Origin of the sequence: Candidatus Poriferisodalis sp. (assembly GCF_965203655.1) — a bacterium.
Classification (GTDB): domain Bacteria; phylum Actinomycetota; class Acidimicrobiia; order Acidimicrobiales; family Poriferisodalaceae; genus Poriferisodalis.
The window spans coordinates 321,942-343,313 of record NZ_CBDBDD010000009.1 but is presented as its reverse complement, the minus strand read 5'-3'; the positions used below and the strand labels follow the sequence as shown (position 1 = coordinate 343,313).

Annotated in this window: 21 protein-coding genes; 7 read left to right on the top strand and 14 right to left on the bottom strand. The window is 66.7% G+C overall.

Annotated elements, in window-relative coordinates; translation table 11 throughout:
- Positions 1-45: 45 nt before the first annotated feature.
- Positions 46-2,466 (bottom strand): CaiB/BaiF CoA transferase family protein, encoded by a 2,421-nt coding sequence (locus tag ACOGW9_RS12935; RefSeq protein WP_419911882.1) that lies wholly within the window; start codon positions 2,464-2,466, stop codon positions 46-48.
- 79 nt (positions 2,467-2,545) lie between these two features.
- Positions 2,546-2,755 carry a dodecin family protein gene (locus ACOGW9_RS12930; RefSeq protein ID WP_419551951.1) on the bottom strand — a complete coding sequence of 70 codons (210 nt, stop codon included), beginning with the start codon at positions 2,753-2,755 and terminating at the stop codon, positions 2,546-2,548.
- 128 nt (positions 2,756-2,883) lie between these two features.
- Here ACOGW9_RS12930 and ACOGW9_RS12925 point away from each other — a divergent pair, with 128 nt between their 5' ends.
- The 3 genes from ACOGW9_RS12925 (at position 2,884) to ACOGW9_RS12915 (ending at position 6,057) form a co-directional block, all read left to right on the top strand.
- Positions 2,884-3,648, top strand: a complete 765-nt coding sequence (locus ACOGW9_RS12925; RefSeq protein ID WP_419911880.1) for a dodecin family protein — start codon at positions 2,884-2,886, stop codon at positions 3,646-3,648.
- A 126-nt stretch (positions 3,649-3,774) separates the two neighbouring features.
- Positions 3,775-4,605, top strand: a complete 831-nt coding sequence (locus tag ACOGW9_RS12920) for a carboxymuconolactone decarboxylase family protein (protein ID WP_419911878.1) — start codon at positions 3,775-3,777, stop codon at positions 4,603-4,605.
- A gap of 150 nt (positions 4,606-4,755) precedes the next feature.
- Positions 4,756-6,057 (top strand): ATP-binding protein, encoded by a 1,302-nt coding sequence (locus tag ACOGW9_RS12915; RefSeq protein WP_419911876.1) that lies wholly within the window; start codon positions 4,756-4,758, stop codon positions 6,055-6,057.
- Between the two features lie 80 nt (positions 6,058-6,137).
- Here the strand turns inward: ACOGW9_RS12915 and ACOGW9_RS12910 are convergent, their stop codons facing one another.
- The 7 genes from ACOGW9_RS12910 to ACOGW9_RS12880 all read right to left on the bottom strand — a co-directional run bounded on the left by ACOGW9_RS12910 (position 6,138) and on the right by ACOGW9_RS12880 (position 10,004).
- On the bottom strand, positions 6,138-6,920 hold the full coding sequence (locus ACOGW9_RS12910; RefSeq protein ID WP_419911874.1) for an enoyl-CoA hydratase/isomerase family protein: 783 nt from the start codon (positions 6,918-6,920) through the stop codon (positions 6,138-6,140).
- Positions 6,921-6,985: 65 nt separating this feature from the next.
- Positions 6,986-7,234 carry a hypothetical protein gene (locus ACOGW9_RS12905; protein ID WP_419911872.1) on the bottom strand — a complete coding sequence of 83 codons (249 nt, stop codon included), beginning with the start codon at positions 7,232-7,234 and terminating at the stop codon, positions 6,986-6,988.
- A 19-nt stretch (positions 7,235-7,253) separates the two neighbouring features.
- Positions 7,254-8,345 (bottom strand): hypothetical protein, encoded by a 1,092-nt coding sequence (locus ACOGW9_RS12900; protein WP_419911870.1) that lies wholly within the window; start codon positions 8,343-8,345, stop codon positions 7,254-7,256.
- Positions 8,346-8,359: 14 nt separating this feature from the next.
- Entirely contained in the window at positions 8,360-8,743 is a 384-nt protein-coding gene (locus ACOGW9_RS12895; protein ID WP_419911868.1) for a hypothetical protein, read from the bottom strand.
- Positions 8,744-8,817: 74 nt separating this feature from the next.
- Positions 8,818-9,072 carry a type II toxin-antitoxin system Phd/YefM family antitoxin gene (locus ACOGW9_RS12890; RefSeq protein ID WP_419911866.1) on the bottom strand — a complete coding sequence of 85 codons (255 nt, stop codon included), beginning with the start codon at positions 9,070-9,072 and terminating at the stop codon, positions 8,818-8,820.
- A 252-nt stretch (positions 9,073-9,324) separates the two neighbouring features.
- Positions 9,325-9,618, bottom strand: a complete 294-nt coding sequence (locus ACOGW9_RS12885; protein ID WP_419911864.1) for a type II toxin-antitoxin system VapC family toxin — start codon at positions 9,616-9,618, stop codon at positions 9,325-9,327.
- Positions 9,615-10,004 carry a FitA-like ribbon-helix-helix domain-containing protein gene (locus ACOGW9_RS12880; protein ID WP_419911862.1) on the bottom strand — a complete coding sequence of 130 codons (390 nt, stop codon included), beginning with the start codon at positions 10,002-10,004 and terminating at the stop codon, positions 9,615-9,617. The genes ACOGW9_RS12885 and ACOGW9_RS12880 overlap by 4 nt, the downstream gene beginning before the upstream one ends.
- Between ACOGW9_RS12880 and ACOGW9_RS12875 the strand changes: the two genes are divergently transcribed.
- Positions 10,003-11,022 carry an alpha/beta fold hydrolase gene (locus ACOGW9_RS12875; RefSeq protein WP_419911860.1) on the top strand — a complete coding sequence of 340 codons (1,020 nt, stop codon included), beginning with the start codon at positions 10,003-10,005 and terminating at the stop codon, positions 11,020-11,022. The two genes, ACOGW9_RS12880 and ACOGW9_RS12875, sit on opposite strands and share 2 nt — an antisense overlap.
- A gap of 49 nt (positions 11,023-11,071) precedes the next feature.
- On the opposite strand, the gene ACOGW9_RS12870 is transcribed toward ACOGW9_RS12875, so the two are convergent.
- The 5 genes from ACOGW9_RS12870 to ACOGW9_RS12850 all read right to left on the bottom strand — a co-directional run bounded on the left by ACOGW9_RS12870 (position 11,072) and on the right by ACOGW9_RS12850 (position 18,267).
- Complete coding sequence (locus tag ACOGW9_RS12870; RefSeq protein WP_419911858.1) at positions 11,072-12,625, bottom strand: MFS transporter; 1,554 nt, start codon at positions 12,623-12,625, stop codon at positions 11,072-11,074.
- A gap of 160 nt (positions 12,626-12,785) precedes the next feature.
- Positions 12,786-13,583 carry an SDR family NAD(P)-dependent oxidoreductase gene (locus ACOGW9_RS12865; RefSeq protein ID WP_419911856.1) on the bottom strand — a complete coding sequence of 266 codons (798 nt, stop codon included), beginning with the start codon at positions 13,581-13,583 and terminating at the stop codon, positions 12,786-12,788.
- A gap of 86 nt (positions 13,584-13,669) precedes the next feature.
- Complete coding sequence (locus ACOGW9_RS12860) at positions 13,670-14,761, bottom strand: Zn-dependent alcohol dehydrogenase (RefSeq protein WP_419911854.1); 1,092 nt, start codon at positions 14,759-14,761, stop codon at positions 13,670-13,672.
- 84 nt (positions 14,762-14,845) lie between these two features.
- Positions 14,846-16,060 carry an MFS transporter gene (locus ACOGW9_RS12855; RefSeq protein WP_419911852.1) on the bottom strand — a complete coding sequence of 405 codons (1,215 nt, stop codon included), beginning with the start codon at positions 16,058-16,060 and terminating at the stop codon, positions 14,846-14,848.
- Positions 16,057-18,267: a molybdopterin-dependent oxidoreductase gene (locus ACOGW9_RS12850; RefSeq protein WP_419911850.1), complete on the bottom strand. Its 2,211-nt coding sequence runs from the start codon at positions 18,265-18,267 to the stop codon at positions 16,057-16,059. Before ACOGW9_RS12850 ends, ACOGW9_RS12855 begins: the two co-directional genes overlap by 4 nt.
- Positions 18,268-18,388: 121 nt before the next feature.
- Between ACOGW9_RS12850 and ACOGW9_RS12845 the strand changes: the two genes are divergently transcribed.
- From ACOGW9_RS12845 to ACOGW9_RS12835, 3 genes are all read left to right on the top strand, one after another.
- The gene (locus ACOGW9_RS12845) at positions 18,389-19,525 is read left to right on the top strand and encodes a carboxylate-amine ligase (protein WP_419913075.1); all 1,137 of its coding nucleotides are present in this window, start codon (positions 18,389-18,391) and stop codon (positions 19,523-19,525) included.
- Positions 19,526-19,627: 102 nt separating this feature from the next.
- Positions 19,628-20,128, top strand: a complete 501-nt coding sequence (locus tag ACOGW9_RS12840; protein ID WP_419911848.1) for a DUF2269 family protein — start codon at positions 19,628-19,630, stop codon at positions 20,126-20,128.
- A 49-nt stretch (positions 20,129-20,177) separates the two neighbouring features.
- Positions 20,178-21,242 (top strand): isocitrate/isopropylmalate dehydrogenase family protein, encoded by a 1,065-nt coding sequence (locus ACOGW9_RS12835; RefSeq protein ID WP_419911846.1) that lies wholly within the window; start codon positions 20,178-20,180, stop codon positions 21,240-21,242.
- Positions 21,243-21,372: the final 130 nt, after the last annotated feature.

Sequence of the window (21,372 nt, the reverse complement as noted above, 5' to 3'; positions counted from 1 at the left end):
GGGCCTTCCTCAATCCCGCATCGTACCGACTGGCCCGAGTAACGCTCAGCGCAGGGCGCCTGCCGCTTCGAGCGCTGCGATCTCGGCTGCACTCAGGCCCAGGACCTCGGTGAGCACTTCGTGGGTGTGCTGGCCGAGGGTGGGGGCGGGCGAGCGCACGCCGTTGGTGCCGTCGGTCAGCAGCCACGGGATGCCGACGTGGCTCATCTGGCCGACGACGGGATGATCCAGGCGCTCGATCAGCCCACGGTCGGCTAAGTGCGGGTTTTCCTCGAGTGACCGCGAGCTGAGTGATGGGAGCGCTGGTACTCCTGCCTCTTGCAGCAGCTCAGTGACATCCCATTGGTCTCGCTCGCGGGTCCATGCGCCGACGAGCTTGTCGAGCTCGGCCTCGCTGGCTTTCCGAGCCGCTGCCGTTGCGAAGCGTTCATCGCGGCCGTCGATGCCGACGACACGGGCCAACGCCGCCCATTCGACCTCGTCGGTGCAGCAGATCGCCACCCAGTCGTCGTTGCCCGCGCAGCGGTACAGGTTGTGCGGCGCCCACAGCGGATCCCAGTTCCCCATGGGGGATGGCTGCGAGCCGCTGAGCACCCACTCCATCCAGCCCTCGGCTGTACATGCGGTGGTGGCTTCCCACATAGAAGTGTCGATGAACTGGCCCTCGCCGGTGCGCCGCCGGGCGACCAACGCGGTTACCAGCGCGAAGGCCGTGGCGATGCCGGCGGCCGGGTCGCCGAGCGAGACGCCCAACTCATCGGCTGCGCTGCCCGGGTAGCCGGTCATGGACGCCAAGCCCGAAAGGGGTCCGGTGGTGGGTCCGTAGCCCATGTACGACTTGTACGGCCCGTGGTGGCCGTATCCGCTGATGGCGCCCACGATCACGTCGGGGCGCTCCGCGGCCAGCGCCTCGTAGCCGAGGCCCCACTCGTCCATGACGCCGGTGGCGTAGTTGGATACCACCAAATCGCACTCCAGTGCGAGGCGCTTCGCCAGCGAACGTCCCTCAGCGGTGCCCATATCGATGGCGATGCTCTTCTTGCCCTGGCCGTACTGGTTGAAGTAGCCGTTGGTGTCGAGCGTCGGTTCGTGGTGCACCGATTGGGTGGGCAGGCGGCGACCCAGGTCGGGCCGGGCTGAGGATTCGATCTTGATGACGGTGGCGCCGAGGTGGGCGAGCTGCACCGTGCAGTACGGGCCGGCCCAGACCCAGGAGAAATCGGCGACCGTGACGCCGTCGAGCGGGCGGCCCGACGCTGCGCGCGCACGTGTAGCTGCAGGTGCTGACGGTGTTGCCGTTGCCGTGTCGGCTGCGGCAAACGAAGCGCCGTTGTGCTCACCGAGGCCGGGCGCCGGGCGGCGGATAGCCCACCAGCGGTTGGTCAGCCGGGACGGCGCGCCGGGCACGGTGATGCTGCCCAGGCCTGGCTGGTCGTAGGTGACCAGGAAGTCTCGGGCAGCCAGGTGCGGGTCGGCGGCCATCTGCGTCACCGTGTTGACGGGCGCGAAGGCCAGCCGCTCTGCCTGGCCCCGGTGGAACAGCTCCATCACCGGCTGCGCAGCGATCCACTCGCCAAGCCATAGGCGCAGCAGATCTTCGTTCTCGAAGCGACCCTCGAGCGTCTCGAAGAGGTCCATGTCGGCCCACTCCGGTCGGCCCATGAAATCCTTCAGCCGCTCCCACTGGTCGGCCTCGACGCACACCAGGAAGATGTGCCCGTCATTGGTCGGGAAGATCCCCCACGGGTTGAGGATGCGCGCCCCCAGCCGGCTGGGATTGTCGGCGGTGTAGGACCAGATGATGAACGCGGCTTCCAGCATCCCGACGACGTAGGACATCTGGGCGAAGTCGATGTGCTCGCCGCGGCCGGTGCGCTGAGCCCGGTCGACGGCGGCCAGCGAGGCGCAGGCGGCCGCGAATCCCGACTGGAAGGCGGCTTGGTGACCGTACGGCTTCAGCGGGGGCAGCTCGGGATCCGCCACACAGCCTGGGGTCAGCCAACCCCAGCCGCCGCCGTGCACAACCTGCAGTTCTTCGGCCCGCCAGTTCGCATACGGCCCGCTCTGACCGAACGGAGTGATCGACATGGTCACGAGAGACGGATGCTGCGCTCGCAGCGCTGCCGCCGTCAGACCGCACGCTTCAGTGTTGTGCGGGGCGAGGTCGTGCACGAACAGGTCGGCGTCGACGAGCAGGCGATCCAGCGTCGAGCGGCCTTCGGCGTGGGAGAGGTCCGCGGTCACGCTGCGCTTGTTGGTGTTGATGGCCGCGAACAGCCCGCCCATCGGATCCGGGTCTGTCTCACCCGGCGGCACTGGCCCGCGCCGACGTGCCCGATCGCCGCCGGGGGGCTCGACCTTGATGACCTCGGCGCCCAGATCGGCGAGCAGCTTGGCCGTCCACGGCGCCGCCACCATCTGCCCCATCTCGACGACACGGATGCCGCCAAGGCCGCGCGCCGTCATCGAAGAGATGGGCGCCCGCGCAGGCCGCGCGCTCCCCCGAGACCGCGCGGGAGGCTCGCTATGGAGAGGGGGGTGAAGCTCAAGGCGACTCGTGCTTGAACGACAGCCGGACCTTGGTGCGGAACGCCGCGATGGCGCCGCCTTCGATCACGACGTCCTGTTCGACTACCTCTGCAACCCGGAGATCCCGCAGAGTCTTGGAGGCCTCGGTGATCGCGTTCTGCGTCGCCTTCTCCCACGACTCGTCGCTCGTGCCGATCAGCTCGATCACGTTGTAGACGCTGCTCATTGAATCCTCCTTGGATCCCTCGCACGCGCATTGTGCCGCACGTTCGCGGTGTGACCTACAGTCTGCCCCACCGAAGCACATCGCTCTCCGCCCACTGGGACGAGCCGCTTAGCGAACGGGTTCGAATCTTGAACGAAGCACCCCAACGCAACCGCAACTCGGTCGAGAAGGTGATCACGCTGGTCGCGGCAAGCCGGATCTCGTGGGAAGACGCGGCGCGGCGAGGTGTGGCCGAGGCGACCAAGACGATCCGCGATCTGTCGGTGGCGCATGTCGAGGAACGCGACGTGATGCTCGTGGACGGCGAGATCGCGCTGTACCGCATCAAGCTCCGGCTTGCGTTCCAGGTCGACCGGATGCGCCCGGGCCTGACGCCTGGCGCGCCGGATGTCGAGGTGACCCGCTGGCTCATCGTGGCCAACCAGACACTGGGCACCGGCGAGGTCGTCGCGGAGATCGAGCGCCTGAACAGTCACGGTCCGTGCGAGTTCCACCTGCTGGTGCCGATGACGCATTCGAAGAGCTACGCCCGGGCCCGGCGGCTGTCGATGCTGGCGGCCGACCCGGTGACGGGCATCCCCTCCGAGCATGTGCCAGCAGCCGACTACCTAGGGCCGGACACGCTGGGCATGGAGCAGGCACAGAAGCGGCTGGATGCCCAGCTCGCGAAGATCGCTGCGGCGTCGTACGCGGCCTCCGGCGAGCTGGGCGACCCCGATCCGATGCGGGCGATCCAGGCGGTGCTGTCGCGTTCGAGCTTCGACGGCATCATCCTGTCGACGCTTCCCGCAGGGGCGTCCCGGCTGGTGGGAGCCGACCTCCCCTCGCGGGTTCGCCGCCTGACGAGGCTGCCGGTCACCTACTTGCCCGGCAAGGAGCCCGGCGAGCTGTAGCCGCACGACGGGCCCGCTTCCGGCAGCGGGCCTGCTGCCCACGCCTGCGAGTCGGGCACGACAGGCGCGTTCGCGGCGATGATGACGGGCGCTGGCACGAAGACGATCAAGCGCAGGGAGCTGACGATGTCGACGACGAGAGCACGCACGCACGCCGAGCGGCGGGCAGCCGCGTTCGAGGTATACGAGCGATTCACCAACGGAGAAGTCGACCCCGAGCGGGCACAGCGCGCGATGGTCAAGCGCCTTGGGGCGCTGGGCACGTTTGCCTTCGACGTGGTGATGGGCGACGTGTGGGCACGCCCCGAACTCTCGCGCCGAGACCGCAGCCTGATCGTGATCACGGTGCTCGCCACGATCGGTTCAAGCGAGGAGCTGTCGTTGCACACGGAGGTCGGCCTGAACCACGGCCTGACGCGCACCGAGATCGAAGAGGTCCTGATCCAGGTGGCCGCCTACGCGGGTTTCCCGATGGCGATGGCGGCGTCGCGCGTGGTCGACGAACGGTTCCGAACGCTCGACGGTGTCGAACGGCTGCCTGAGCGTTCGGGCGCCGCTGAACTCGATGACGACGAGCGGGAGCGACGGGCGGCTGAGGTACGCAGCACGCTCACCGCTGGCCGCGCGTCGAGCGATCCCAGCGAGGACATGGCACGCCTCGTCGAGCACCTCGGCGAGGTCGGGCGCATCGCTTATCACTGGGCGTTCGGCGATCTCTGGTCACGGGAAGAATTGTCCCGGCGAGACCGCAGCATCGTGGTCATCGCGATCCTGACTGTGCTGAGCCGCACCGACGAGCTGGCGTTCCACGTTCCGGCGGGCCTCAACCACGGGCTGACACGCACCGAGATCGAAGAGATCATGGTGCAGATGACCATCTACGGCGGCATCCCCCGAGCCGTCGAGGGCTACCAAGCAATGAAGAAGGCCTTCGACAAGATCGATGCCCGCAGCTAGCGCCGCGTCGAGCGAGTCCTGCATGCCGCGCCGTTTTGCGATGTAGTGGATCGTTAGAGTCAAATTTGGTAGATCAATTTAGTTGATTTTTGTAGAACAAATTATCAATTTTTGTAGATCAAACTGTTTGAATCTGGTAGATTGGAGCCAGTGGACATCCACCAGCCAATGCCAGCGGCCTCGCCGCTCACACCTGACGGCTACCGCACTCGTATCGCCGAAACCACTGCGACCCAAATGCTGCGCACTGCTCGGGCCTTGCTCATCGAGGGGCCGAAAGGATGTGGCAAGACCTGGTTCGGGAAACACTTCGCGCGTAGCGAAGTGCTGCTCGAACAGGATCCTGGAGCGTTCGCGCTCGCCCAAGCTGAGCCCCACAGGGTGCTCGAGGGGCCGACGCCTCGACTCATCGACGAATGGCAGCGTGTTTCGGCCTTGTGGGGCGCCGTTCGTGGCGAATGCGACGCCCGTGCAGAGGCCGGACAGTTCATCCTGACCGGGTCAGCCACACCCGCAGATGACATCACCAGGCACTCGGGCGCCCTGCGGGTACAGCGGCTTGCTCTGAGGACCATGTCGCTCGCCGAACAAGGGACATCCACGCAGGAGGTCTCGCTCGCGGCACTACTGAGTGGCGAACCCGCCAAGGCACGCCGCACCGGGCTCGGAGTGCCAGACGCAGTTGACGCGATCTGCCGCGGAGGCTGGCCCGGATTCGAGATCGATGTGCCCGCACGCGACGTAATCGATGCGCTGCAGAACTACCTCGACGACATCGCGCGAACGGACATCCGCCAAGTGGACGGCGTTGCTCGCGACCCGGTGCGTGTCCGAGCCCTGCTGCACTCGCTGGCGCGCAACGTCAGCACTGCGGCGAGCCTCAACAAGCTCGCTGTCGAGACGAGTGCTGACGCGCCGCTAGGGCGGCACTCGGTCCGCGCCTACCTCGACGCTCTCGATCGGCTTCACGTGCTCGAGCCGCTCAAGGCATGGCCAACCCATCTTCGCTCCCGATCGCCCTTGCTGACCAGCTCCAAGCACCACTTCACCGATCCGTCGCTGGCTGTTGCTGCCTTGCGCGCCGACCCCGAGCGCCTACTGGCCGACCCCGAAGCGCTCGGCCTGCTGTTCGAATCGCTCGTCATCCGGGACCTGCGCGTCTACGCCCAAGCGAGCGGGGCAGGGGTGTTCGCGTTCAGCGACACGGCGGGCACCGAAGCCGATGCCATCGTCGATGGCGGATACGCCCGCTGGATCGCCGTCGAGGTCAAGCTCGGCGGGAACGAGCAGATCGAACAAGCGGCTCGCTCGCTCCTCGCCGTGCAGCGCAAGGTTGATGAGACCAAGATGGGCCTCGCTGCGAAGCTCGTAGTGATCACCGCGGCCGACGGATTCTCCTATGAGCGCCCCGACGGCGTGTCAGTGGTACCCCTCTTCGCTCTTGGCCCCTGACTGGTCGCTGAGCGGGGGTCACCGCATGAGCAGCTACGCCTTGGCAGGGGCTTGGTTTGAAGCGTCCAGTTCTGATCGATTCAGAACGTGCCGAAGCGGGCTTGGGCGTCGTCGCTGACAATGGACCGGGCCGAGGCATCGCCGTCGAACTCGGACAGATCGCCGAGCCGAGTGATCTGGGCGTAGCCACGCAGCTGGTGCTTGGCCATCTGCACTGACAGCGACGGAAGGTCGAGCAAGCGCGCGACCCACCGCTCGACGGCGGCATCCAGCTCGTCATCGCCTTCGCACACTTCGTGCGCCAAGCCCCACTCGGCGGCCTTGCGGCCGTCGATGCGCTCACTGGTCATGACGAACTGGCGTGCCCGTGACATCCCGAGCTCCGCGATTAGCCGCGGCGTGGCTCCCCAGGGCAGCGGCACACCCAGCTCCACCTCGGGCACGTACCACATCGCATCGGCCTCACTGATGCGGAAGTCACAGCTCGTGGCGAAGCAGCACCCGCCGCCGATGGCATGCCCGTGCACCCGAGCGATCGTGACCGCTTCGCAATCCTCGATGGCCCGAGCCGCCCGTCGCCCCAGTTGGTTGATGTAACGGGCCTCGCGGTCGTTCGCGGCAGACGGCGGCTGCTCCTTGCGATCAGCGCCGGCGCAGAACGACTTCCCCCGCCCGCCGAGCACAACCACCCGATGCTGTGTCTGCCCATTCAGGGCCAAAAACAGATCCCCCACCTCGCGGATCATCAGCTGGTTGTGCGCATTGCGCGACTCCGGCCGGTTCAGCCATACCCGAAGCGTCTCGCCATCAGGCTCCAGCTCAATCGTTTCCAACGACGGCATCTCAAACGACAACAAACTCATGCCGCCCATCCTTGCCGGTCCTCCGACGCAACGCCGTGGCAATGCCGAAGGATCAACAACGACGCCTATCGGCGGTCGGCATCACGCGCATCGAGAATCTCCGCAGCCGATACCCGGGTGCCCGCAGCTTCGACTCGACGCCTGGTCTCAGCGAGCCACGACCGCACCGAAGGCTTCGCGGAGAAGCGCTCGGCCAGCTGCTCCAGTTCGGCCCTCAGGTACTCCTCCAAAGACTGGGAACGATCTGCAGCATTCCCAGCCAATCGATCTCGGACGCGCTCCGGAACGTCGTAGACAGTGATCTCTACGGGCATCGCATCACCATGCCAGGAATCACCGCAGGACGATGTCACGGACGGCCCTGACCTGCGCAACCACGTCGTCGAACACGTCTGAGTACTCAACGTCAGTCAGCAGGCGAAGCGGCACCCAAGTGGGTCCGCCAGGGTCCTTCTCGTGCGCGATCTCGGTTTGCTGAGTGAGGGCCTTCTGTTCCGGCGCGTGCAAAAGGCGCAGCCAGGTGGGCGTCGTGCCCGATTTCACCCAGCGACTCGCACTCAAGTAGAGAGCAATCTCCTTTGACATGCGCCCGCCGTCGTCGGCGACGAACCGGAAGAACCGCAGGTAGCCGTCTCGTTGAGCCGTGGCCTTGAATCCCTTGACGGATATCCAGCCTTCTTGCTCGCCGGTGTTGACCAGGTCGTCGACGAGTCGGCAGAAGTCCATGTGACGGCGTGGTATTGCCGGATTGAAGTCCTCGGCGTGCAGAGGTGCGAACGCCTTGTCGTCCGCCGCGTTCGCCAGACTCCTCAGTTGCCGGATGTTGGATGTCATTGACGAATCGACGGGCTCGAGGTGGTTAAGCAGCGCGTACCAACTGGTCAGCGCCACGCGCGATTCGGTATCGATCCATCGGGCATCGGTGCCTTGGGCATCGTCAGCGACATCAACCAGCTTGGTCACGTCGGCAACCCTCAACTGCCCGACAGTGCGGTCCGACTCGAGGTTCAGACTCGGTGCCTTGTCGAATTGAGCTCTGATCTTGACCCAGAGCGTCTCGCGTCGAACTTCGGGGGCGACGAACAGTAGTGTCGCTGGCCCGTCGGCAGCCAAGTGAGTGACGTAACCGCTTGCTTGACAGCTCAACAGAGCCGCCCAGAACTTCGATTCGATGATGAGCCGCATCGAGTCGTCTGCGTCGTACGCAACGAGATCCAGCCGCCAGTCAGGGGGGACGGTCACTTGGGTGCTTGCACGGTGCAAGGGCCGCAACTGATGTTCGCCGTCGCTCACGAGTGAGGCAAGAGCTTCTCGGCACGACTCCGACTGGTTCAGGATGTAAGCGAGCGCGTCGGTCGCCGCGTCTTCCACTTGCGACGTCAGTTTCAGTACCAGATGGGCCAAGAGTGAGTGATCGTCTTCCATGGCGATGCTCCGTTTCAGTCGATGGGGTGTGCCGCCGGCGATGTCGGATAGTCGTCGGGGCGGCCGGTGTCGCCGGGTTGGATCACGAAGTCTCGCCGGTCGCGGTACAGGCGGGCTCGGTTGATGACGTAGTTGTCCTCGCCCGCGAGCGGCTTGATCTCGCGGTAGTCCGTCATCAGCCAGTACTTGTGATCGCCGACGAACAGGTAGGTGTTCGTCATCCGGAAGAAGCGACCCGTGACGCCCTCGCCGGCGTGGAACCGGGCGCAGATGGCGGCGAGCAGCTCCCGCTGGGTGTCCTTCTCGCTCAGCACGTACTCGTGCGGCCACGTGTCCCGGTAGGTCACGGCCTCGCGCCACGGCGCAGTCTGGATGAGTTCAGTCAGTTGCGTGTTCACGAACGCCAGCATCGCGGAGGGGTGCGACACATTCGCCTGCCTGCCCAGGTCCGACCGGTTCGTCGACGTGCGAGCTAGCCGACCTCGTGCAGCGGGATCAGCTTGCCCTCGGCGGCCTGTTGCCGCGACAACCGCAGCGACGCCACGAGCTCCTCGTCTTGAAGAATGTCCAGCGTTTCCTCGAGCGATTCCAAGTCATCAGGACTCATGAGCACGAACGATGGCCGACCACGGCGCGTGACGACGATGCGCTCGTGCTGGCGCTCGATCCGGTCCGCCAACTCCGACAAGCGGGTCTCGGCCTCAGAGAAAGGCAGCACTTCAACCACGGTCGGCGATGCTAGGCCCGCTGGTGACTGCGGAGGCGAGAGCTTGCCCTATGGGCGCACGCCGTGTTGCACCAGTCATCTTCATGCCGCCCATCCTTGCCGGTTCCACGTCCCGCTGTCCGACCTTGGGCGTCACCCGGTCTCTTCGCGCTGTGGGGGAAGTCGGAACTCGCATTGCGTACCGCTGGCGTTGGCCATCTTGCGATCGAGAGTGACCAGCTTCCAGCCGAGTGATTCAGCTAGCGCGACGTACTAGGCGTCGTAGGCAGTGAGATTGAAGCGAAGCTCCCATACCCGTTCCGCAAACGGGTCAAATGGGTACAACTCGAAATCAAATCGAGCAAGCTCACGCTGCGATGCTGTGGTCTCGAGCCGCGAGACCTGACCAGCGAGCTCCATGCGCCGCAGGATGTTCGATGTCTCGGCTGGCAACAGCTGAGGTGCGGCCATCGGTTCCTGCGCGAGTTGTTCGAGCGCCCACTGGCCATCGCTGCCGTCGTCGATGAGCGCGGCCACAAAACACGACGCATCGATAACGACGCTCACTTCCGGTCGGCGTCACGTGCCGCCAGGATCTCGGCCGCCGACACATGGGTGCCAGCAGCTTCCTTCCGCCGTCGAATCTCCTCGAGCAACGTCGACACAGACGGTTTCGCGGCGAGGCGCTCTAACTCGCCCCGCAAGAACTCCTGCATCGACTGACGCCGCTCCGCAGCCTTAGCGGCTAGCTCATCGCGTACATCTTCGGGCACGTTTCGGATTGTGATCTGCACCGCCATGCCAGCATTCTGCCTGCGTTGCCAGCATTCTGCACGCACAGCTCTTTGACCAGCGCACATCTGCTGAACCTCGCGCGATGCGTCGATCTCATGCAACTCATTTTCGAATACCACCCGCCGACAAACGCAATTGGGGGCCAGAATGTCGGCCATGAGTGAGAGCTATGGCACTACGGCACCTGATCTTTCTGGAGTGAAGCACTACGACGTGGATGCGCTGGGGACGCGGATTCATGTGGCGGAGGTGGGCGAGGGGCCGATGGTGCTGTTCGTCCATGGCTTTCCGGAGTCGTGGTACTCGTGGCGGCACCAGCTGCCCGCGGTGGCTGCGGCTGGATATCGGGCGGTGGCGATCGACGTGCGTGGCTACGGCCGCTCCTCGGCGCCCGCTGCGGTCGACGACTACCGCATGGTCCGCCACGTTGCCGACAACGTGGGCGTCGTGCGGGCTCTCGGCGAGGACACCGCTGTGATCGTTGGCCATGACTGGGGCGCACCCATCGCCTGGAGCTCGGCGCTGCTGCGGCCCGACATCTTCACTGCGCTCGGCCTCGTCAGCGTGCCCTACAACGCCCGCAGCGACTTCAAGCCCAGCGCCGCCTTCCGCATGATGGGCGGCGACAAAGAGTTCTACATCGAGTACTTCCAGCAGCCGGGCCGGGCCGAGGCTGAGATGGAGGTCGACCTTCCCCACTGGCTGCTGGGCATGTACTTCTCCGCCTCGGGCGACGGCGTGCGGGCCCGGCAGGCATCGGGCGACTCTTCAGGCGGGGGCTTCGGCGTCGCCCCCGGCGGCAAGCTCTCGGACAACTTCGTCTGGCCCGAGGAGGGCTCCTGGCCCCACTGGATGGCTGAGTCTGATTTTGGCTACTACACCTCGGAGTTCACCCGCACCGGCATGTCGGGCGGGCTGAACCGCTACCGCAACGTGGACCGCGACTGGGAGGACATGGCCGCCTTCGACGGCGCAGCCATCACCCAGCCGAGCCTGTTCGTCGGCGGCGAGGTCGACGGCCCGACCGTGTGGGGCGCCGGGTCCATCGCCAAGTTCGGCGAGACCATGCCCAACCTGCACAAGTCAGTGATCCTCGACGGCATCGGGCACTGGGTCCAGCAGGAAGCCGCCGCCGAGCTCAACGCCGAACTGCTCGACTTCCTCGCCGCGCTCTAGCGCACTGCATCACTGCCGACGAGTCCGTCGGCGGCGCCAGCGTGACCCGCTAACCAGCGCGGGCGGCGCGGCGAGTGGCGAACAGCGGCGCCATGTATCCGAATGCCGCCACGATCGCGCCGAAGAGGAACGTCATCTGCAGGCGGCCGATCGACGGGCTGTCTCCCGCAAACGCCAGCATCGACTGGATGCCGGTGACGATGCCGATCCACATGACGGTCTGGTTCATGCCGTTGGCGATGCCCAAGTCCCTGTCCTCGACCGAGTCGGCAACGAGCATCTGATACGCCGGAGAGCCGAAGCCGGCGGACACGCCCGAGAGCACGAGCCCCACCATGACGAGCGCGAGCCCCCAGCCCGCCGGATCGGCACCGAAGGCGAATGCCACCATCGAGCCGATCATCGCCGAGGTGCCGAACAGCATGGGTGCTCGAGCGCCGATCTTGGTCACCAGCGTACCGCCCAGCGGCGACGCCACCGCGAATGCACCAGGCCGGGGAACCATCAGCATCGCCGCCACACCCACCGAGTACCCGTATCCGTCCTGCAGCAAGAACGTCGGCACGATGATGAACGCACCCATGTAGGCGAACTGGTTGCACGCTGCGGACACCAGCGGCAGCGTGAAGCTGGGGCGCCGGAAGAGTCGCAGATCCAGCAACGGTGATGCCGCGCGTCGCTCCCAGAGCACGAACAGCACGAAACACACCAGCGCACCGCCGACCATCAGCATCAGCGTCTGGTCGCTGAGCAGCGACGTGCCCGAACGGGTCAGCGTGGGGATCCGGGTGATCGCCCACAGCACTCCTAGCGTGCCCCCGCCCAGCAGCAAGGCACCGAGCACGTCGATGGAGACGCGAGCGCCTCTCGGGATCGGTTTGACGATGAACACCGCGAGCACGGTGCCCAGCAGTCCAATAAGGCCGAAGAGCAGGAAGATGCCGCGCCAGCCGAAGATGTTGAGCAGCGGACCCCCGGCAACTACGCCGATCGTGGGCGCCCCGGTCATCGCGAATTGGAACCACCCCACGGCCCGGGCCCGCTCCGCCGGACCGAAGGCATGCATCAGCAAGGCCATCCCTGAGGGCATGAGCATTCCGCCGCACAGTCCGAACACGACTCGCACCGCGATGAACGTGCCGATATCGGGCACCCAGTAATTGACGATCATCGTCGCCGTCATGCCGACAATGCCGATCATGAACATTCGGCGATGCCCGTAGATGTCCCCGAGCTTGCCGCCTGCCGGTGTCGACACAGCCATCGCCAGCATGAGGCCGGTCATCACCCAGCCGGCCGTGGGCACGCTCGTGTCCAAGTCCTCCGCGATGGTTCCCAGCGCTGCGCTGACCAGCGTCATCAGCGAACCGAAGCCGAGCACCGCGAAGCCGATGACCACCAGCAGCACCCACCGATAACTGTCTGACGGGGGCGCGCCGATGGCGGGAGTTGGGCGGTCGGTGGGCGCAGCGCCCGACGGGGCCGTGCGCGGGGCGGGGGGTGCCACCGATGGGGCAAGCGGCCGGCCGGCGGCATCGAGAATCTGCGGGACGACCGTGAACACCGACGGCTGCGCCGCAGCCAGCCGCGCTCGCGCGCGCACGTTGGGTCCTGCGGGCTTCACGTGCTCAGGACCGACGGAGCCGCGCTTGGGTCAAGCGTCCCGCTCGTAGCGACTCGGTCGGCGTCACAGGCTCAGTAAACGCCTTCCCGAGCGGTTTGCCTCAGCCTCGCCACGCGCGGCAGCGACGCGCATCAGGCGGTCAGCGTGTCAGGTGCCCGTCGTCGAGCATGGCGTCGACCTGGTAGCGGGCGATCTTGCCCATCTCGGGATGGGTCAGCACCCAGAAACGGTCGGTGCGGATCGCGTCGAGCACCATCGGCCCCACTTCGGCTGGATTCATGCCCTCGGCCAGGTAGCCCTTGAGCATGTCCCAGAACTTGTCGCCCTGTTCCGTCCGAACATGGTGGGCGGCATCGTCGGGGTCGCGGTTGCGCTGGCTGTACACGATGTTGGTGTTGATCGGCCCCGGGCACAGCACCGAGGCATGCACCGGCGAGTTGCGCAGCCGAAGGTCGCGTTCCAGCGTGGCCATCAGCGCCACCACGCCGTGCTTGGACACGTTGTAGGCACCCAGGGAGGCACCCCCGTACAGCCCCGCCACCGAGGCGGTCGAATTGATGTGACCCTCGCCGGTTGCCTCGATGATCGGCAGGAACACGTGGCAGCCGTGGATCGGCCCCCACAGATTGATGTCGAGTGTCCAGCGCCAATCCTCGAGCGACATGTCACCCACCGGCCCGGGAATGCCGACACCGGCGTTGTTGCACAGCACGTGCACCGCTCCGAACTGCTCGACGGCAGCTTCGGCAAGCGCCTCGATGTCGGCCAACTTCGATACGTCAGTGCGCACCGCGATGGCTTGCGCGCCGGTCGCGCGTACCTCGGCAGCGGCATCGTTCAGCGCCGCTTCCTCGATGTCGGCCAGCACCACCTTCATGCCCGCCGCTGCAAACGTATCGACCATAGAGCGGCCGATGCCGCTCGCCGCGCCTGTCACCACGGCAACTGTGCCCCCGACCTCCATGGCCCCTCACTTGCTCGTTGTTGGTTTGGTGCGGCCCGACCGCTTGCGGGGCGGACCGGCTAGTCGAAATCGATGACAGTGCGAGTGCCGACCCGCTGGCGCATCTGCTCGTAGCCGACGTTGATGTCCTCCAGCGGCATGTGCGCCGAGATCATCTCGTCGAGCATCAGGCGGCCGTCGAGATACATGTCGACGTAGCGGGGCATGTCCACCCGGAAGGCGTTCGAGCCCATCATCGAGCCTTGCAGCCGCTTCTCGAGCATGAACACCTCGTAGCCCGGGATCTCGATCTTCTCGCCGAACGGCATCATCCCGACGATGACCGTGGTGCCGCCGGGCCGCGACGACGACCACGCCTGCTCGCAGGTCTGCTTCAGCCCGATGCACTCGAAGGCGTAGTCCACGCCGCCGCCGGTCATCTCCTTGATGGCCTCGACAGGGTCGCCTTCGGAAGCGTTAACGGTGTCGGTTGCACCCACCTGACGAGCGGTCTCGAGCTTGTCGTTCTCGACATCCACCGAGATGACCCGACCGGCCCCGGCGATGCGTGCCCCCTGCACAGCCGACAAACCGATGCCGCCGGCGCCGTACACGGCCGCGGTCGCGCCGGGCTCGATGCGCGCCGTCTTGAACACCGCCCCCAGCCCCGTGGTCACACCGCAGCCGATGAGCGCTGCACGGTCGAGCGGCATGTCCTCGCGGATCTTCACGACAGCGTTCTGATGGATCAGCATCTCCTCAGCGAATCCGCCGAGACGGGCGAACTGGCCCACCTCGGTGCCGTCCTTCTTGGCCAGCCGTGGTGCGGCCCCGGTAGGCCGAGCGACAGCAGCGGGATTGGCGCAGATGTTCGGGCGTCCGGTCAGGCAACGCTCGCAGTGGCCGCAGAAGACCGACAGGCAGGAAATGACGTGGTCGCCGGGCTTCACGTACGCGACGTTCTCACCGACCGCTTGGACCACGCCGGCACTCTCATGACCCATCACAGCGGGAAGCTGGTACGGCCAGTGGGCATCCATGAAGTGCAGGTCGCTGTGACACAGGCCTGCGTGCACCACCCGCAGCAGCACCTCGTCGGGAGCAGGCGCATCGACCGAGATGTCCTCGATGTCGAGTTCGCCCGGGATCTCGTTAAGCACTGCAGCTTTCATCGTCAATTCCCCTCCCGCCGGTCACTGGCGCGTGACCTCGCCGCAGCGTAGCGAACGGCCGTCGGGCGCTCGGTCCGCGCCATCTCAAGCGGTCGGGTCGTTGGGTCGCACCACCTCGGGTCGGCAGACGAGCCACAACGTGAGTGCCACGAACCCCATCGAGGCCATGGTGATGACCGCCGTGCGCGGCCCGAGCGCTTGAGCAACCTCGCCGAGGAGGTAGGTGCCAATCGGCAACGCTCCGATGGCCATCGACAGCAGGCCCATGGCTCGCCCGCGCATCGCCTCGGGCACCACCGTGAGCACCAGCGTGGATTGGGTCGCCGCGAACAGGCCGCTGCCGCAGCTCGCGAGATACAGCGTCACGACGGCGACGGGCACATTGGGCGACAGCGCCCACACGATGAGCATGGCCATCGTGATGAACACGCCGCTGACGTAGAGGATCCCCCAGCGCCGAGCGCTGGCCACCGAGGTGATGAACGAGCTGGTGATCATGCCGAAGCCCGTCATCGAACCGATCAGTCCGATCTGGGAGGCCGTCGCATCGACTTCCTTGCCGATGAGCTGCACCGCCGGGAAGTAGGCGAACATGAAGAAGTTCGCCATCACGGTGACACCCAGGATGCTTGCCAGACCTCGATTGGTCCGCGCCAGTCGCAGACCCGCCCGCAGCTCGGCGCCGACCGACGAGCGCGCCTCCTCGACCGCGACTCGGGCCACCTTCGGCACCCACATCAGCAGCACCAAGGCAACGCACAACACCCCGGCGATGCCCAAGAACGCGGTCCCAACACCCGCTCGGCCGGTGATGACGCCTCCGAGCAACTGCCCAGCAGCCAGACCTGACGCGAGCGCCATCGTCTCCCAGGCCATGGCCCCGCCGATCCGCTGCGGTCCGACGATGTCGAGCAGCAGCGCACGCCGGCTGGTCATGTCGACGACCCAGCCGACGCCTGCGAACAGCAGGAACGGGTAGAGCAGCCACAAGCCGAGCTGGCCCGCTCGCTCGGCCAGCCCGACGATGACAGCCAGCGGGATCAACAGCGCCGTCTGCCAGCGCACCGTGCGGCGCCGGTCGAAGCGGTCCGAGATGACACCGCCCATGGCGCCGCCCAGCAGCAGCGGCGCCCACATCACGGTGCCCGTGAGCTGCACCAGCCGGGGCGATCCGGTGACGACGTTGACGTGGTATCCGGCCAGGAACGCGATGGCCCAGCGACTCCAGTGCCAGCACAGACCGCTCAGCCAGAGCGGCAGGAAGCCCTTGGCCGAGAAGGGCCCGCGACGGTCGGTCAAGCCGGCACGCCAGATGCCGGTGCGACTGTCACCGGCACACCGTTGACAGCGGCGTTGCCCGAGGGCACATCGACGAAGTCGGGCGGGACCAGCAGGTTGTAGTTGACCCCGGCGTAGCGGCTCGCCACCGATTGGCGGGTTCCGGGCTTGTCGTGCCCCCAGCCGTGCGGCAGTGACACGACGCCCGGGTACATCTGGTCGCTGACTTCCACCGCCACCTCGACGGCGCCGCTCGACGACGAGACCCTGGCGAGCTCGCCGTCTGCCACGCCGGCATCGGCTGCGTCGTCAGGGTGAATGAGCAGCGTGCAGCGGTCCTTGCCCCGCACCAGCACCTCCACGTTGTGCATCCACGAATTGTTGGAGCGCACGTGGCGCCGGCTGATGAGCTTCAGCGCAGCATCAGATCGGTCGAGGCTCGCCTCGAGGCGTTCGACGTCGGAGGTGATGCGCTCAGGCGCGAGGTCGATCTTGCCGTCGGGGTGCACGACGATGTCGTCGACCTGCGGGACCATCGGGCCCATGTCGAGCCCGTCCGGCAAGTCCTTCAGCCTGTCGAGGTTCAAACCGTCGGGGTTCTCGCCGTAGCGGTCGCCCCACGGGCCGGTGCGGATGGCCAGGTCGTTCAACCGCTCGGGACCAGGCTCGGGTGACGCCTCCAGTGCCACCGCCGGATCCACGCCGGCGAGTTCCGCCAAGGCCGAGAAGTACAGGTCGTCGAACTCTGCGACGTTCACCTCTCCCAGGCCTGCGCACATCGCACCGAGCCGCGTCAGGATCTCCCATTCGTCGGGCCGATCAGAGGAAGGCGGGAACAGCGGGGGCGCATACTTCGCCGCCGAGCGCTTGGCCCAGCCCCACAGCATCTCGGAGTAGAAGTGCTGCTCCAGCGCTGCCAGCCCCGGCAGCACGACATGGGCATGGCGGGAGGTCTCGTTCAGCGCGTTGTCGACCGAGATCATTGCCTCCAGCAGCGGCAAGGCGTTGTCGAGGCGCTCGGAGTTGGGGGCCGACAGCACGGGGTTGCCGCCCACCACCACCAGCCCCTTGAGCTGACCCTCGCCGGGCGTGTCGATCTCCTCGGCGAGGCATCCCATCGGGAACTGCCCCAGCACCTCGGGGATGTCGCGGACTCTGCTCCGCCAGCGGTCGAATCCGCCCTCGAAGCCCCAGTCCTGCTGCAGCATCGACCACGCCACGGGCTTCGCCCACATCATCCCGCCGACCGCGTCCAAGTTGCCGGTGAGCGCGCAGATGACGTCTGGCAGCCACGACGCCAGCGTGCCGAACTCCTGGTTGCAGGTGCCGATGCGGGCGTACCACGCTGCCCGCTCGGCGGCGGCGAACTCGCGGGCCAGGGCGCGGATCGCCCCGGCGTCCGCACCGCACGCTCCGGCCACCCGCTCCGGCGGGAACTCCGCAGCAATGGCCCGCACCTCGTCCACACCCTTGAGCCGATCGGCCAGGTGCCCGAGCCGCACGAGGCCCTCGTCGAACAGCACGTTCACCACGGCGAGCTGCAGCAGCGCATCGGTGCCGGGCCGCACCGGCAGCCACTGATCGGCGTGCGCGCAGGTCTCGCTGCGGCGCGGATCGATGACCACCACCTTTCCCCGCTCGCGCACTCGGTCCAGCGACCCGGGAACGTCGGGGCAGCCCATGAAGCTGCCCTGGCTGGCGGACGGGTTGGCGCCCTGCACGACCATGAAGTCGGTGCGATCGATGTCGGGCACCGGGATGCGCCACGAATGCCCGTACATCAGCTGGCAGCACACGTTCTTGGACCACGTGTCGACCGTGCCCGACGAGTACACGGTCGGTATCCCGGCCAGCTGCAGGAACATGCCGGCGTAGCGGCTGATCGAATAGTTGAAGCCAGTGGCATTGCCGAGGTAAGCGGTGATCGCCTCGACGCCGTACTTGTCCCGGACGCCGCTGATCAGCTCGGCACAGCGCTCGAAGGCGGCTCCCCAGCTGGCCTCGGCGAACTCGCCGGACGCTCCGCGGATCAGCGGCCTGCGCACGCGATCGGGATCGGCGTACATGTGGCCGAGCACGGTGCCCTTCGGGCAGATGTAGCCCTTGGACCAGACGTCATTGCGGTTCGGCCGGATGAGCTTCACCTCGCCGTCAGCGTGATGCACCTCGAGCCCGCACATCGCCTCGCACAGCGAGCAGCTTCGAATATGAATCTGGCGATCAGTCATGCGAGCCTTTCGTGGGCGGCAGCCGGAGTGCCCGAGACTACGGCCCGTGCTGCAGTGGAAGCCTGCTTTGGTCGTTGGCCGCCGACGCTGCCCGCTGCATCTGCAATCATCGGCCGCAGTGCTGGACGAACCGAGCTGGACGATGGGTGTCGAGGAGGAGTACCTCCTCGTCGACCGCGAGAGCGGCGAGCTGGTCGTCGAGCAGCCTCCGGGGCTGATCGAGCGGGTGGCCGAACTGCGTCACGGGCAGGTCAGCCCCGAACTGTTCAGCGCGCAGATCGAGATCGGAACCGGCATCTGCGACGACTTCCGCAGCCTGCGAGCGGACATTGGCCTCCTGCGCCTAGCCGTGACGGAAGCCGCCGCCGAGTACGGGCTGGCGCCGATCGCAGCCTCCACCCATCCCAGCGCCCGTGCGGAGGAAGCGCACATCACCGACAAGGAGCGCTACCGGGCGCTCGCCGCGGATCTCCAAGGAGTCTCACGACAGCTCATCATCTCGGGGCTGCATGTCCATGTCGGCATCGAGGACCCTGAGCTGCGCATCGACCTGATGGGCCAGATGACTGCCTTCCTGCCGTACCTGCTGGCGCTGTCCACGTCGTCGCCGTTCTGGCGCGGCGAAGACACGGGGCTCAAGAGCTACCGATCGGCAGTCTTCTGCACGCTGCCGCGCACGGGCCTGCCCGAGCGCTTCAGCTCGTGGGCCGAGTACGAGCGGCACATCAACGTGCTGGTGCGCGCCGGCGTCATCGAAGACGCCTCCAAGGTGTGGTGGGACATCCGGCCCTCGAACTCCTACCCGACCTTGGAGATGCGGGTCACCGACCTGCCGACCAGGATGGAAGACACCGTCGCTGTGGCGGCTGCGTACGCATGTCTGCTGCGGATGCTGTGGCGATTGCGCATCCAGCACCTGAGCTGGCGGGAGCACAGCAACTTCCTGGTCGGGCAGAACAAGTGGCTGGCGGAGCGGCACGGCATTGAGGGCGAACTGATCGACTTCGAGAGCGGGGAACTGGAACCGGTGCCCCGCGCCGTCGAGCGCATCGTGGACATGGTGCGCCCAGACGCTGAATCCCTCGACTGCGTCGCCGAGATCGAGCACCTGCGAACGATCTGCCAGCGAGGCACCTCGGCGGATCGGCAGCTGGCCACCTATAGCGCGGCAACCGAAGCCGGAGCTGACAGCTCCGAGGCGCTGCACGAGGTGATGCAGACGCTCATCGAGGACACCCTGGCGCCACCGGCGGACTGAACACCGCCCCGAAGTTGCCCCGACACTGAGCTTCGCCCGGGTTCGCATTTCCCACACGGGGCCGCTGCCGCTTTCGCTCCAGAGCGAGCGATACTCGCGGTCATGACTGTCGGCGGATCGCTTGTAGGCGCGAGCTTCAATTCCGGCTGGTATCAGGCGGTGCTGGTCGTCCACTTGGTCGGCGCGGTGGTGGGTTTCGGCGGGAGCGCGCTCGGCACAGTGATGCTGCGCCGGGCGTGGACCGACGGCCCCGATGCCGCCGGCGTGGTACGGCGGTCGTTCGATTTCGCGTCGAACCGGCTGACGGATATGGCGGCGTACCTCGCGGGCATCGCCGGCCTCGTCGCCGTGCTCATCGATGACCGGTGGGATCTTCGGCAGGACTGGGTGACGACTGCGTTCATCCTCTACTTCGCTTGGGCAGGCATCGCACACGGGGCGCTGCGGCCGACGAGCGCCAAGCTGGCCGAGGCCTTGGAAGCGGGCGACAAACGGGCCGATGACGCCGTGCGCTTGCGGCGGCGAGCCGAGATGTGGGCCATGGCAAGCAACCTGGTGATCGTGGCCGCCATCGCCGTGATGGTCACCAAGCCCGGCTTATAGCTGCAGTGGCCAACGCGGCCGCGAGCCCCGCCGCGTAGCGTCGGCACGCATGACCGAGCAGCGGCGGCACCGCGTGTGCGTGATTCCGGGTGACGATGCGGCCCCCGAGGCGATGTCGGCTTCGCTTCGAGTGCTGGACGCGCTGGATCTGCCGATCGAGTGGGACCATGTGCCGGTGGGCGACGAGCTGGCGGCACTGACGCCCGACGAGCGCGAGTCGCTGGTCGGCGAGCACATCGACGCCGCGGACACGGTGCTCTTCGGCTCGTCCAACGGCACTACGCCGGGGGCGGGCTTCATGCGCTGGGGCAAGCGCACCTACGCCAACGTGCGACCGGTGCGCTGGCGGCCCGGCTATGCCTCGCCGCTGGCCCGGCCCGAGGGCATCGACTACGTGATCGTGCGGGAGAACCTCGAGGACATGTATGTCGGGGTGATGGGCCCGGCGCAACGACTGCTCGATGCGGGTCTGGCCGAGGGCCGTTCTCGCGTCCCGCCCGATGCCGCCAACGGACGCTTCGCTGCGAAGATCATCACCCGCCCCGGCACCGAGCAGGTCACCCGCTTCGCCGCCGAGCTGGCGCTGAGCCGGGGCGGCAAGCTCACCGTCTCGGCCAAGACGAACATGCTTCCCGCGACCGACAGGTGGTTCTGCGACATCGCTCGGGAGGTGGCGCAGGAGTACCCCGGCCTGGAATACGAGCAGTTCATCATCGACGACATGGCGCACCGGCTGGTGGTGCGGCCCCACGAGCTCGACGTGCTGCTGCTGCCCAACCTCTACGGCGACATCCTGTCCGACCAGGGCGCCGGCACGATCGGAGGCATGGGCCTGGCGCCCTCGGGCTGCTACGGCGACGAGTGGGCGTATTTCGAATCGGCGCACGGCACAGCGCCCGACATCGTCGGGCAGGGCATCATCAACCCGACCGCCACGCTCGAATCGGCCGAGATGATGCTGCGCCATCTGGGGCTCGAGACTCCGGCGGACCGCTTGGACCGAGCACTTGCGACCGTGTACGAAGCGGGCGAGCACCTGACGCCCGACCAAGGCGGCACTGCGGGCACCGAGGATTTCGCCACCGTTGTCATCGACAATCTGTCGGGTCACTAATCAACAATCTGCACGAACCCTCGTCAACAAACTTTCGCCTCGCCGACGCCGCGATTGGCAATCAGCCGCTGAAGAGCCGAGGTTGAGTCTCAGGTAGTGGTGTGCGGGGTCGCCCCCGCTCATTCGAGGC

Bases quoted from the DNA above. Each gene is read 5' to 3' on its own strand.
- ACOGW9_RS12880 (WP_419911862.1), bottom strand. From the start codon at position 10,004: ATGGCCGACATTCTGGCCCCCAATTGCGTTTGTCGGCGGGTGGTATTC.
- ACOGW9_RS12900 (WP_419911870.1), bottom strand. From the start codon at position 8,345: ATGGAAGACGATCACTCACTCTTGGCCCATCTGGTACTGAAACTGACG.
- ACOGW9_RS12875 (WP_419911860.1), top strand. From the start codon at position 10,003: ATGAGTGAGAGCTATGGCACTACGGCACCTGATCTTTCTGGAGTGAAG.
- ACOGW9_RS12910 (WP_419911874.1), bottom strand. From the start codon at position 6,920: ATGAGTTTGTTGTCGTTTGAGATGCCGTCGTTGGAAACGATTGAGCTG.
- ACOGW9_RS12840 (WP_419911848.1), top strand. From the start codon at position 19,628: ATGACTGTCGGCGGATCGCTTGTAGGCGCGAGCTTCAATTCCGGCTGG.
- ACOGW9_RS12920 (WP_419911878.1), top strand. From the start codon at position 3,775: ATGTCGACGACGAGAGCACGCACGCACGCCGAGCGGCGGGCAGCCGCG.
- ACOGW9_RS12935 (WP_419911882.1), bottom strand. From the start codon at position 2,466: ATGACGGCGCGCGGCCTTGGCGGCATCCGTGTCGTCGAGATGGGGCAG.
- ACOGW9_RS12835 (WP_419911846.1), top strand. From the start codon at position 20,178: ATGACCGAGCAGCGGCGGCACCGCGTGTGCGTGATTCCGGGTGACGAT.
- ACOGW9_RS12905 (WP_419911872.1), bottom strand. From the start codon at position 7,234: ATGCCCGTAGAGATCACTGTCTACGACGTTCCGGAGCGCGTCCGAGAT.
- ACOGW9_RS12930 (WP_419551951.1), bottom strand. From the start codon at position 2,755: ATGAGCAGCGTCTACAACGTGATCGAGCTGATCGGCACGAGCGACGAG.
- ACOGW9_RS12850 (WP_419911850.1), bottom strand. From the start codon at position 18,267: ATGACTGATCGCCAGATTCATATTCGAAGCTGCTCGCTGTGCGAGGCG.
- ACOGW9_RS12860 (WP_419911854.1), bottom strand. From the start codon at position 14,761: ATGAAAGCTGCAGTGCTTAACGAGATCCCGGGCGAACTCGACATCGAG.